9 protein-coding genes are annotated in these 12385 nt (G+C 71.4%); 3 read left to right on the top strand and 6 right to left on the bottom strand.

Features of this window, described 5'->3' with window-relative positions:
• Positions 1 to 88 precede the first annotated feature (88 nt).
• From ACWENQ_RS34310 to metH, 3 genes are all read right to left on the bottom strand, one after another.
• On the bottom strand, positions 89 to 559 hold the full coding sequence (locus ACWENQ_RS34310; protein ID WP_452417948.1) for a cellulose synthase: 471 nt from the start codon (positions 557 to 559) through the stop codon (positions 89 to 91).
• 1348 nt (positions 560 to 1907) lie between these two features.
• A complete protein-coding gene (locus ACWENQ_RS34305; protein WP_452417930.1) occupies positions 1908 to 2561 on the bottom strand; it encodes an HAD family hydrolase in 654 nt (217 codons plus the stop codon).
• Between the two features lie 781 nt (positions 2562 to 3342).
• Positions 3343 to 6801, bottom strand: coding sequence for a methionine synthase (gene metH, locus ACWENQ_RS34300; protein ID WP_449925449.1), 3459 nt, complete (start codon positions 6799 to 6801; stop codon positions 3343 to 3345).
• 63 nt (positions 6802 to 6864) lie between these two features.
• On the opposite strand from metH, the gene ACWENQ_RS34295 reads away from it, so the two are divergent.
• The 3 genes from ACWENQ_RS34295 (at position 6865) to ACWENQ_RS34285 (ending at position 10197) form a co-directional block, all read left to right on the top strand.
• Positions 6865 to 7320 carry a universal stress protein gene (locus ACWENQ_RS34295; RefSeq protein ID WP_452417928.1) on the top strand — a complete coding sequence of 152 codons (456 nt, stop codon included), beginning with the start codon at positions 6865 to 6867 and terminating at the stop codon, positions 7318 to 7320.
• A gap of 614 nt (positions 7321 to 7934) precedes the next feature.
• The gene (locus ACWENQ_RS34290; protein WP_354907008.1) at positions 7935 to 8792 is read left to right on the top strand and encodes a PAC2 family protein; all 858 of its coding nucleotides are present in this window, start codon (positions 7935 to 7937) and stop codon (positions 8790 to 8792) included.
• Between the two features lie 853 nt (positions 8793 to 9645).
• On the top strand, positions 9646 to 10197 hold the full coding sequence (locus ACWENQ_RS34285; protein ID WP_449925456.1) for a hypothetical protein: 552 nt from the start codon (positions 9646 to 9648) through the stop codon (positions 10195 to 10197).
• Here the strand turns inward: ACWENQ_RS34285 and ACWENQ_RS34280 are convergent.
• From ACWENQ_RS34280 to nirD, 3 genes are read right to left on the bottom strand one after another with little or no spacing between them, the layout of a single operon-like run.
• On the bottom strand, positions 10104 to 10883 hold the full coding sequence (locus tag ACWENQ_RS34280; RefSeq protein ID WP_452417926.1) for a sirohydrochlorin chelatase: 780 nt from the start codon (positions 10881 to 10883) through the stop codon (positions 10104 to 10106). The two genes, ACWENQ_RS34285 and ACWENQ_RS34280, sit on opposite strands and share 94 nt — an antisense overlap.
• The gene (locus ACWENQ_RS34275; RefSeq protein ID WP_354907011.1) at positions 10880 to 12043 is read right to left on the bottom strand and encodes a uroporphyrinogen-III synthase; all 1164 of its coding nucleotides are present in this window, start codon (positions 12041 to 12043) and stop codon (positions 10880 to 10882) included. Before ACWENQ_RS34275 ends, ACWENQ_RS34280 begins: the two co-directional genes overlap by 4 nt.
• A complete protein-coding gene (gene nirD, locus ACWENQ_RS34270) occupies positions 12040 to 12384 on the bottom strand; it encodes a nitrite reductase small subunit NirD (protein WP_354907012.1) in 345 nt (114 codons plus the stop codon). Before nirD ends, ACWENQ_RS34275 begins: the two co-directional genes overlap by 4 nt.
• Position 12385 lies beyond the last annotated feature (1 nt).

The following is a 12385-nucleotide window of genomic DNA, read 5'->3' as shown; positions in this document are numbered from 1 at the left end:
CGAAACTCATTCGTATCGATCTTGGACAGAATGTCTACAGCCCGTTCCGGTTGCATCTCGGAACTGTGACATTGCACTGGCGTGCGCGTTAGCTGATTCCGCGGCGCTTGAGAATGTCCTCGATATCGGAGAAATCGTCGTCGTTCGTCTTGGGCTGCCGCGGCGTGACCGCAGGCTTTGCCGTGGCGGCCTTCGCGGCCGGCGCAGACTTCTCCCCCGAGGCGGCCGGGGCCTTGCCCTCCCCCGCCGACAGCTTCCTCGACCTGATCACGCCCGAGACCATGAACAGCACCACCGACAGACCGGCGAGCACCACCCCGGCCCAGGTCATCGGGTTGAACACCAGGCTGGTGACGAAGCCGACCGCCGTCGCGCCGATGGTCCACAGAGCGGCCAGCGCGCCGGTGAGGTAGGCGGCCATCGGCAGCAGCGACCAGGCCGTCATCCGCATCGCGGCATGGACTCCTCTACGGCGCAGCAGCAGGAAGCTGAACACCAGCCCCAGGCCGGTGGCGCCGGCACACAACGGCAACCACGCGATGGTATTGAATCCGCCCATATTGGCCACCCCTCATCTCGGCTGACGTCTCCATCCTGGCACGCGGTCCGGCCGTCGCCGCTCCTCCCTGAGGAGGGATCTTTCCCTTAGGGGGTGGTTTTTCGGTTCCGTTCGCCGGGAGTTCCCGCCACCGCCACCGTCGCCGTCGCCGCCACCATCGCCGCCACCATCGCCATCGCCGCCACCGTCGCCGGACCTCCCTTGCCCCTGCCCCTCTCGACCGGACGCTCAGCCCGGCGAGAGCGGGCGTGCGGGGAGGCGCATGCGCGTTGGCCGGGAGGTGCGCGATCGTTGGGAGACGCGTGCGCCGTCGTCGGGAGACGCGTGTCGCGTGCGCCGTCGTCGGGAGACGCGTGCATTCTCGTCGGGAGACGCGTGCGCGATGGTCGGGAGACGCGTGCGCGGTGGTTTCGGGTGCCGGTTGCTGTCCGCCCGCCCGGGTCCGGCGGGCCGCTCCTCGCCGCCGTCGCGCGGATCGTTTCACCCGGGCATCCCGCTCGTCCCGCGCCTGGCATCCCGCCATCCGCCGCCCGAGCGCCCTGCCCATCCCCAATCCGGCGCTCTGGCCGATGCGCGCCCAGGCGCCCTGCCCGCCCCCACCCGGCTGCCCTGCCCATCCCCAACCCAGACGCCCTGCCCGTCCCCAGTCCGGGCGCTCTGGCCGCCTCGTGCCAGGGCGCCCACTCATCCCCCACCCGGACACCCTGCCGGGCACCCCGCCTACCCCGGTCCCGGCCGCCCCGCTCGTCCCCGTCTGGTCGCCTTGCGTGCTCGCCTCCGCACCCCCGCGTGCCCCTCCCCGTACGGCAAGCCGGGACGAGCCCACCGTGGTCACGTGGCCGGCGCCTGTCCTACCACGCCGCTCCAGCAGGACGTGGCGGGCGTCCGCAACGTCGCCCGTGTACATCTGCCACCGTGTAGCGGCGGTTCGCTGTCCCGGGGGCCGCCCAGGCCGATGGAGCAGCCGCGACCGCCGGCCCGGGCGAGGACCACCGTCCCAGAGGCCAAGCCCAGGAGCCGAGGCCGTCAGACAAGGGCGGGACGACGCGCCGGGGTCGGGAGCCACGAGCCGAAGAGCCATCATGACGTCGCTACGAGCCCGGGCTATGAGCCAAAGCCCCATCGTTAAGACCCAGGGCTATGAGGCGAAGTCCGTACAGGCACTAGCGCCTCGCCAGCCTGCCCCGAAGCAGGGCGGAAGCGCCTCGGCAGCGGGTCGCACGACGGCAGTGCCTCGGGAGCGAGGCGGCCTCGAAGGCAGGGCGAGCGGTAGCGCCAACGCAACAGGCCACAAGAGCAGGGCGGTAGGTAGAGCCTCAGCAGCGAGGTGGTTGGGGGGAGGCTGGGATCAGAGGTTGAGAGGGGGCACGAGGGCGCGCAGGTGGTCGGGCGCGATCTCCATGAGGGACGACACCACCAACCGGCCGGGTGCGGGCTCGATCGGCAGCAGACTGGGGACCGCCACCACAGCGCATCCGGCGGCCGTTCCCGCCGCCACACCGTTGGGTGAGTCCTCCAGCACGACGCATCGCACCGGCTCCACGTCCAGCAGGCGGGCCGCGGTCAAATACGGCTCGGGGTCGGGCTTGGTGTGGGTCACGTCGTCGGCCGTCACGATGACGTCGAACCGGTCGCGGCCCACCGAGGCCAGCACCGCCTCGGCGATCTCCTTGAGGGACGAGGTGACCAGCCCGACGGGCACACCCTCGGCGCGCAGGCTCTCCAGGAGTTCGATCGCGCCCGGCATGGTCTGCACGCCTCCGGCCAGCGCGGTGACCATCCCGTCGATCATCCACTCGCGCAGGGTCTCCGGCGCGACGGACGAGCCCGACACGGCGAGCATGTAGTCGACGGTGCGTTCCATGGAACCGCCGACGAGGTGGGTCTGGTGCTCGGGAGTCCAGATGCCGCCGAGGCGGGACATCACCTCGATCTCGATCTTCAGCCACACCTTCTCGGTGTCGACCAGCAAGCCGTCCATGTCGAAGAATGCGGCGTCCACGTTTCCCCCGATGCACTCGATACGGACTTCTACGGTAGGGCGTCCTCGTGACTTGGTATTGTTCGGGTCCGCTTCTGAGGTGGTTGGTAGCGCCGTGACGGCGGCCAGCCACGTGGGCTCGGTGAGCGTATCCCTGGACGGAGGCCCGCCCCGCGCCCCGGGTGGCGCTTGCGCCCGCTTGCCGTACGGGGAGGGCCGCGGCCTGCCCGCCACGAACGCCAGGGGACCGGACTCCGCCGCGCCCAGCCCGAACGACGCCGACGGGTCCGACCCCGCCGCATGCTCCACGAACGCCAAGGGATTGCACCCTACCCCGCCAAGGACCCCGGTGCGCGGGGCGACACTCCCCACGGCGGCCGGCGACGGGACGGCGCCCGTCTGGAGAGGCCGGACGACGCCCGCGCCCTCGGAAGGCCGGCGGCGGAACGGTGCGCGCCTGCCGCGACGAGCGGCCGGAGAGCGTCTTCCCGCCACAGCTGATCGGCCGGAATATCCCCCACCGCAGCCGAACGACCGCCACGTGTCCGACCGCCGCAACCGAACGACCCGGAGCGTCCGGCCACCGAGCGACCTGGCAGGCGCCTGCCCGACGCGGTCGGGCGACCGCGCCCCAGCAGTCACGACCGCGCGGACGTGCCGCAGCCGATGAGTGCGGCGTCCGTGGCGCGGGCGACGCGATCGATGGTGCGGGCTCGCCGGGCCGCCTGTTCTGTGGGACGTGGCGGCCGGCCGGCGCGTGGCAGAGGTGCCCCTGGGCTGCCTCTGCCACCGCGGCGCGCAGTTAAACGTTGAAGTACTTGGCTTCCGGGTGGTGGGCGACCAGGGCCGAGGTGGCCTGCTCGGGGTGGAGCTGGAACTCCTCCGACAGCGTGACGCCGATCCGGCCCGGGTCGAGCAGCTCGAAGAGCTGCACCTGGTCCTCCAGGTTGGGGCAGGCGGGGTAGCCGAAGGAGTAGCGGCAGCCCTGGATGTTGACCTTCAACATGTCGTCGAGAGATTCCTGGCCGCCGATGCTGAGCTCCGAGCGGACCCTGGCGTGCCAGTACTCGGCCAGCGCCTCGGTGAGCTGCACCGACAGGCCGTGGAGCTCGAGGTAGTCGCGGTAGGCGTCCTTGGCGAACAGCTCGGCCGTGGCCTCGGAGATCTTGCCGCCCATGGTGGCGATCTGGAAGCCGACGACGTCGACCTCTCCGGAGTCCTTCGACCGGAAGAAGTCGGACAGGCACAGGTGCCGGTCGCGCCGCTGGCGCGGGAAGGTGAAGCGGGTGCGCTCGTTGCCCGCGTCGTCGAGGATGATGAGCGCGTCGCCGTCGCTGACGCACGGGAAGTAGCCGTAGACGACGGCCGCCTCCAGCAGTCCCTCGGTCTGGATGCGGTCGAGCCACATCCGCAGCCTGGGCCTGCCCTCGGTCTCGACGAGCTCGTCGTAGCCGGGTCCGTCGCCGCCCCTGGTGGGCTTGAGGCCCCACTGGCCGAGGAACAGCGCCCGCTCGTCGAGGAAGGCGGCGTACTCCTGGAGCGAGATGCCCTTGACGATGCGGTCGCCGTGGAACGGCGCGACGGGGACGGGGTTGTCGGCGGCCACGTCGGAGCGGGCCGGGAGCTCCTCGACGGGCGTGCGGACGAGGGTGGCGCCGGACTTGACGCGGCGCTCACGCAGCGCGGGCAGCGGGGAGCCCTCGCGCTTGTGCGCCATGAAGGCGTCCATCAGCCGCAGGCCCTCGAAGGCGTCGCGGGCGTAGCGGACCTCGCCGTCGAACAGCTCGGCCAGGTCCTGCTCGACGTAGGCGCGGGTGAGGGCGGCGCCGCCGAGCAGCACGGGGTAGCGCTGGGAGATGCCCCGGGAGTTCATCTCCTCGAGGTTCTCCTTCATCACGACCGTCGACTTCACCAGCAGCCCGGACATGCCGATGACGTCGGCGTTCTTCTGGTCGGCGGTCTCCAGGATGGTGCTGACCGGCTGCTTGATGCCGAGGTTGACGACCTCGTAGCCGTTGTTGGACAGGATGATGTCGACCAGGTTCTTGCCGATGTCGTGGACGTCGCCCTTGACGGTGGCCAGCACGATGCGGCCCTTGGACTCGCCCTCGACCCTGTCCATGTGGGGTTCGAGGTAGGCGACGGCGTTCTTCATGACCTCGGCCGACTGCAGCACGAACGGCAGCTGCATCTGGCCGGAGCCGAACAGCTCGCCGACCGTCTTCATGCCGTCGAGCAGGACGTCGTTGATGATCTCCAGCGCGGGGCGCTGCGCCAGCGCCTCGTCGAGGTCGGCCTCGAGGCCCTTGCGCTCGCCGTCGATGATGCGCCGCTTGAGCCGCTCCCACAGCGGCAGCGCGGCCAGTTCCTCGGCCTTGCCCGCGCGCAGCGCCGCGGCGTCGACGCCCTCGAACATCGCGATGAACTTCTGCAGCGGGTCGTAGCCGTCGCGGCGGCGGTCGTAGATCATGTCGAGCGCGACCTGGCGCTGCTCGTCGGGGATGCGCGACATCGGCAGGATCTTGGAGGCGTGGACGATCGCCGAGTCGAGGCCGGCGTTGACGCACTCGTTGAGGAACACCGAGTTGAGCACCATGCGGGCGGCCGGGTTGATGCCGAAGGAGATGTTGGACAGGCCGAGCGTCGTCTGCACCTCGGGGTAGCGGCGCTTGAGCTCGCGGATGCCCTCGACGGTCTCCAGGCCGTCCTTGCGCGACTCCTCCATGCCGGTGGCGATGGTGAAGGTCAGGCAGTCGACGATGATGTCGGAGACCTTCATGCCCCAGTTGGCGACCAGGTCGTCGATCGTCTCCGAGGCGATGCGGGCCTTCTCGGCGGCGGTGCGCGCCTGGCCGTTCTCGTCGATGCACATGACGACGACGGCCGCGCCGTGCTCGCGCACCGCGGTCATGGTCTTGTGGAAGCGGGACTCGGGCCCGCGCCCGTCCTCGTAGTTGACGGAGTTGACGACCGCTCGGCCGCCGAGCATCTCCAGACCGGCCTTGAGCACCTCGGACTCGGTGGAGTCGAGCATGATCGGCAGGGTGGAGGCGGTGGCGAAGCGGAAGGCCAGCTCCTTCATGTCGGCGACGCCGTCGCGGCCGACGTAGTCGACGCACAGGTCGAGCATGTGGGCGCCGTCGCGGGCCTGCTCGCGGGCCATCTCGACGCAGTCGTCCCAGCGGCCTTCGAGCATGGCCTCGCGGAAGGCCTTGGAGCCGTTGGTGTTGCAGCGCTCGCCGATGGCCAGGTAGGACGTGTCCTGGCGGAACGGGACGGTCTGGTAGAGCGAGGAGGCGCCCGGCTCGGGGTGCGGCCTGCGCGACGCCGGCTGCTGGCCGCGGACGCGCTCGACGACCTGGCGCAGGTGCTCGGGCGTGGTGCCGCAGCAGCCGCCGACGAGCGACAGGCCGTAGTCGCGGGCGAAGGTCTCGTGGGCGTCGGCCAGCTCGCCGGGGCTCAGCGGGTAGTAGGCGCCGTCGGAGGTGAGGACGGGCAGGCCCGCGTTGGGCATGCAGGAAAGGCGCAGCCGCGAGTGGCGGGCGAGGTAGCGCAGATGCTCGCTCATCTCGGCGGGGCCGGTGGCGCAGTTGAGGCCGACGAGGTCGACGCCGAGCGGCTCGATCGCGGTGAGGGCGGCGCCGATCTCGGAGCCGAGCAGCATGGCGCCGTTGGTCTCGATGGTGACCTGGGCGATGATCGGCACGTCGCGGCCCGCGGCCTCGATCGCCCGCTTGGCGCCGACGACGGCGGCCTTGACCTGGAGCAGGTCCTGACAGGTCTCGATGATCAGCGCGTCGGCGCCGCCGGCGATCAGGCCCGCCGCGTTGTCGCGGTAGGCGTCGCGCAGCGTGGCGAACGGCAGGTGGCCGAGCGTGGGCAGCTTGGTGCCAGGACCCATCGAGCCGAGCACGAACCGCGGGTGCTCGGGCGTGGACCAGTGGTCGGCGCGCTCGCGGGCCAGGCGGGCGCCCGCCTCCGAGTACTCGTAGACCCTGTCGGCGATGTCGTACTCGCCCAGCGCCGCCATGTTGGCGCCGAAGGTGTTGGTCTCGACGCAGTCGACGCCGACCGCGAAGTAGGCGTCGTGAACACCGCTGACGATGTCGGGCCTGGTGACGTTCAGCACCTCGTTGCAGCCCTCGTAGCCCTCGAAGTCGTCGAGGGTCGGGTCATATGACTGCAGCATCGTCCCCATCGCACCGTCGGCGACCATCACGCGCTGGGAGAGGACTTCGCGGAAAGACGGGGAGGCGTTCATGCGGTCAAGCTTAACGGGCGCTACCCTGTCGACAATTGACACTGAGTCCAATTGGGGTCCTCCATGGCCTACCGCACCGTACTTGTCGGCACCGACGGCTCCGCCTCCTCCTTCCGCGCCGTGACCGCCGCCGCCGCGCTGGCCGCCGCCACCCGCGCCACTCTCGTGCTGGCCTGCGCCTACATCCCCATGCGCGAGAGCTCCCGCGCGGCCGCCGCCGACGTGCTCGGCGACCTGGCCTACAAGGTCAGCGGATCCACGCCCGCCGACGACGCCCTGCGCGCGGCCCGCGAACACGCGGTCGCGGCGGGCGCCGACGACGTCCTGCTGGCGGCGGAGGAGGGCGACGCGGTCGACGTGCTCGTCAAACTGGCCGACCGGCACCACGCCGACCTGCTCGTGGTCGGCAACCGCGGGCTCAACAGCCTGGCGGGACGCCTGCTTGGCTCGGTCCCCTCCAACGTCACCCACCGCGCCTCGTGCGACGTCCTGATCGTCCACACCACCTCGGGCCACTGACCACACCGGCGCTTCACCAGGGCCCGCGATCCGTCCCACGAGTCCTGTGCAGGATCCGTCCGGCCCTGCGGGTTCCCGGCCTGTTCTGCGATGTCCTCTCCGCGGAGACCGTCCGATGCGGCGCACTTTGCGAACGGACCGTCCGGTGCGACGGTCTTCCCATACCCCATCCGGTGCGACGGTCTTTGCGCGGGGACCGTCCGATGCGACGGTCTTCCCGCGCCCCATCCGGTACGGCAAGCCGGGTCAAGGCCACCCTCGTCACCGGTGACCGCCCGTCCTTCACGCATACTCCAGCAGGACTTCGGCCGGGCCGGTAAACGTCGCCCGGCGAAGTCACTCGCGGAACGCACTCCCCCTGCGTCCCGGCACTCGGGACCGGCGCTCGGACCGGCCCTCGGGACCGGCAGGGGTGCGGCCCCGCAGCCGGACGAAGAGGTGCCGCACCACGGAACCAGCCCCTTCTACGCCGCCTGTACCGCCGCTGACCTGCCGTTCTCGACCGAGGACCGGGCGTGCGGGGCCCGGTGGGATTACGCCCGTGGAGATCAGTGACGTAAAGCGCTGTCCAGCGCATAGGCTTAGGCGTTGAGACCAGCGAGAGGAGGCGGCGCGTGATCGAGCTCGAAGGGCTCCCCGAGCTCGTCGATCCGGTGCTCATCGCCGCGTTCGAAGGGTGGAACGACGCAGGTGAGGCCTCCAGCGGCGTCATCGCGCACCTGGAGAGCCAGTGGAAGGCCGAGCCGCTGATCGCGCTGGACCCGGAAGACTATTACGACTTCCAGGTCACGCGCCCCATCGTGGAGATGGGTGACGGGCTGACCCGCTCGATCGTCTGGCCGACGACCAGGTTGTCGCTGGCCCGCCCGCCCGGCGTCGAGCGCGACGTGGTGCTGCTGCGCGGCATCGAGCCCAACATGCGCTGGCGCGGCTTCTGCGAGGAGATCATCGGGATCTGCCGCGAGCTGGGCATCGAGATGGCGATCATGCTGGGCGCGCTGCTCAACGACTCGCCGCACACCCGTCCCGTGCCGATCGTGGGGTCGGCGACCGAGGAGGGGCTCGCCCGCTCGATCAACCTGGAGCTGAGCCGCTACGAGGGGCCGACGGGCATCGTCGGGGTGCTGCAGCACGCGTTCGGCGTGGCCGGGCTGCGGGCCGTCTCGCTGTGGGCGTCGGTGCCTCACTACGTCGCCCAGCCGCCCAACCCGAAGGCGACGCTCGCGCTGCTGCGCAGGGTGGAGGACGTGCTGGAGATCCCGGTGCCGCTGGGCGACCTCGCCGAGGAGGCCCGCGCGTGGGAGACCGGCGTCGACGAGCTGGCCTCGCAGGACAGCGAGGTGGCCGAGTACGTCAAGGAGCTGGAGGAGCGCAAGGACGCGGCCGAGCTGCCCGAGGCGTCGGGTGACGCGATCGCGGCGGAGTTCGAGCGCTACCTGCGCCGCAGGGATCGCGACCCGGGCGACCAGTAGTCCCGAGCGAGCCCGCGACCGCCTGACCGGCACCCCCGGTTTCGTGGCGCCCAAACACCCCCGCCATCCTCGCGAACCGCCCAGTCCGGGCCGACCCGAGCATCACCCCCATGCGGCCACCCTCAGGACGGCACGCATACCGCCCCAAACAGCCCCGCACAGCAGCCCGCACGCCACCTGACAGCAGCCATCCCTGCCGAGGACCCCATACAGCCCCGCACAGAACGACACGCTCGCCCCAAATGACCCCGCGGAGTGCGGCCCGCACGCCACTCGATACTGCGCCCGCTCCCTGCCCGAGGATCCCGACGGCGCCGCTGAGGAAGGCAGGCGTCTCACTTCTTGCGCAGGCTCATACAGGGCGGCCTGCGGATCTCGTGCGTTTCCGGGCCGAGTGGCTCGCGTATCACCCAGGCGAGCGCCACAAAGGGGCCGAAACCATGAAAGCGGCGTCCGGAAATGCCCACTTTGGCGGGTCCTTTACATCCACTCGTGAAAGTTCTTTCGGGTTCCGGCTCCGGCGGCACCGGACCGCACCGCCTCGACCAGACAGCCCCTGAGCTCGCCCTCCACACGCACCAGACCGTCTCCTCCCCGCCCCGGCCGCCCGGCATGTCCGAAGGTGGGCGACATGTCGTGACAACTGTCAGGGAAGTTTCAGGATTCAATCACCGGATTTCCCAACGGTTTCAGGCAATAATCAGTGCCCCGCGCGTTTCGACCGGAATGCGCCAGGCTGGCACGCCAGCTCGCAACGATCCGATAACCAGGAGAAACACGTCTTAGCAACATCAGTGAATTCCGGCACGGCCACGTTGAACCTACCCCTGTGACTGCGCACGTTAGGGCAACCATGGCTACTTCCCATGTCGACCCGCACCAGAGAAGCCAGGACACCAGGCGCCGCGTGCTGGAGATGGCGCTGTCCCTGCGGGAGGAGCGCGGCGGAGGACCTGTCGACCTGTTCCTCGCCCTGCTCCAGGACCGGCTCCCGCTCTGGCTCCGGATCCTGCACGACCTGTCCCACCTCGTGGGGAAGGGACGGGTGAGCGACAACCTGCTCCCCATCGCGAGGGCGGGCATCGACTACTACCTCGAGGTCCAGTCGGCGGCGCTGCCCGCCTTCACCTCTCCTTCGGTGACGGTCCGCTTCCGCGCGGCCGTCCGTGACAACGGTCTGGGCCCGATGGCCGAGATCGTTCCGCTGGCCGACTACCTGGCGGCCGAGCAGCGGCTCGGCAGGGTGGCGCCGTCGGTCGATCCGGTGGCCAGCGCCAGGCTGTTGCTGGCCGGCTGCTTCCAGCACGCCTACTACGAGATGTTCGTCGGCGCGGACGCGGGTCCCTCGCGGGACGCCGGCGCGGAGGAGATCGTCAAGGAGTTGCGGCTGGAGCCCGACGCCTGATCGTGGCGTGCCCATACCAGGGCGGCCAGGTCAGGGTCGGCGCCGATCGGGTCGGTGACCGCGGCGGCACCGCAGGCGGCCAGCCTGTCGTGGAAGAAGCCGGGCGCCAGCAGGTAGGAGGCGAGGACGACGCGAGGCGCTGGACCATGCCGCATGCGGTCCAGCGCCTCGCGCACGGTGGGGCTGCCGCCTGCCGCGAAGGCGGCGGTGACCGGGCGCGAGAGCCGTACGGCGAGCAGGCGCGCGGCGGCTCTGACGGCGGCCAGGGCCGCGGGGTCGGAGGAGCCGGCCGCGCCCAGGACGACCGCGTCGGTGGCGCGCAGTCCCGCCCCGGCGAGCCGGCGGACCAGCGCGGAGGTGAGCAGCGGGTGCGGGCCGAGCGGCGGGGCCACGGTGGCGTCGGGACGGGTCGCGGCGATGACGCCCGGCAGGTCCACGTGGACGTGGTAGCCGCCGGCCAGCAGCAGCGGGACGACGGTGACCGGCCCCGGCAGCCCCGGCAGCACGTCCGCGAGCAGCGGCTCGCTGATCTCCAGGTAGGCGAGCTCGACGCGGTGCCCCTCGCGTAGGTTGCGGACGGCGGCGGCGAGCCGGGAGAGCGTGCGCAGGCCCGCCGCGCTGCGCGTGCCGTGCGCGGCGATCACCAGCGTGCCGTGCCCGTTCCCGTACGGCAGCGCGAAGCTCACCGGTCGTCCCGGTGGGTGGCCAGGCGGTAGCCGCGCTTGACCACGGTCTCGACGATGCCGCCGGGGCCGAGGGCCCTGCGCAGCCGGGTGACGGCCATCTCGACCGCGTGCTCGGCCGACTCGCGCGCCGCGCCGCCCGGCAGGGCCGTGCGCAGCTCCGAGCGCGGCACCACGTGGCCGGGCTTGTCGGCCAGGCGCTTGAGCACCGCCATGGGCGCGGGTGGCAGGGGTTTGAGCTCGCCGTCCACGGCGACGGCGTGGCCGCGGATCTCCAGTGCGTGCCCGCCGGCCACCAGCCGTGTGACGCCGTGCTCGGGCAGGTGCCTGGCGAGCGTCCTGGCGAGGGCGCCGAGCCTGGAGCGGTCCGGCTGGATCACTGGCACGCCCTTGGACTGGAGCGGCTGGGCGGTCACCGGGCCGACGCACGCGGCCACGACGCGTCCGGCGAACGCCGACAGCAGCGCCTCCTCCAGGCCGTCGGCGCGCGCGGAGTTGAGCATCGCCAGCACGGCGGGGGCGCTGGTGAAGGCGACCGCGTCGACGCCGCCCGTGATGGCCTGGCTGACCAGGCGGCGCAGCGGTGAGATGTCGCGGTAGGGCAGCCACCGGTAGACGGGCACCTCGATGACCTCGGCGCCTGCCGCGCGGAGTTCGGCGACGAATCCCGTCAGCGGCTCCCCGTGCAGCTGGACGGCGATGCGGCGGCCGCGCAGGTCCTGGGCGAGCAGGTGCTGCTTGACCTCCTCGCAGGACTCGGTGGCCGGTGTCCAGTGGTCGTTGAGGCCGGCGGCGCGGACCGCTCCCCTGGCCTTGGGGCCCCGCGTGAGCAGCCTGGCGCGGGTGAGGTGGTGCGACAGCTCGGCCGACAGCCCCCAGCCTTCGGCGGCGGCCATCCAGCCGCGGAACCCGACGCCGGTGGTGACGACGACGTCGTCGACGGGGGCTTCCAGGCTGCGGCGGGTGGCGGCGAGCAGGTCGCTGTCCTCGGCCAGCGGGACGAGCCTGATGGCCGGGGCGCTCACCACGCGGGCGCCGCGCCGTTCCAGCAGCGCGCGGAACTCCTCGCGCCGCCTGGTCGCGGTGACGCCGATGGTGAATCCGGCCAGCGCGTCGGGCGCCGTCTCCGGCGATCTCGGCTCTTCCACGGTCAGGGCGGTCAAAGCCCCACCTCCACTCTGCCGTCGTTCACTCGGGTCGGATAGGTCGGCACGGCGACCGTCGGGTCGTCCAGGCACTGGCCGGTGACCAGGGAGAAGACCTGCTTGTGCATGGGCGAGGCGACGGTGGGCTCCTCGCCCCTGGAGCCGACGATGCCGCGGGACAGGACGTGGGCGCCGGAGAAGGGGTCGCGGTTGCCGACGGCGTGGACCCGGCCGTCGAAGGTGCGGAACAGCGCCACCTGCCGCCCGTCGACGAGGGCGCACGCTCCCCGCTCCGGCAGCAGGGCGGTGTAGGCGCAGACGGGGACCCAGGTGCGGGTGGGGAGCTCGGCGACGGTCATC

The sequence above is a fragment of the Nonomuraea sp. NPDC004354 genome, assembly GCF_053602555.1.
Note: the sequence above shows the minus strand (reverse complement) of the source record. Positions and strands in the feature narration are given on the sequence as shown.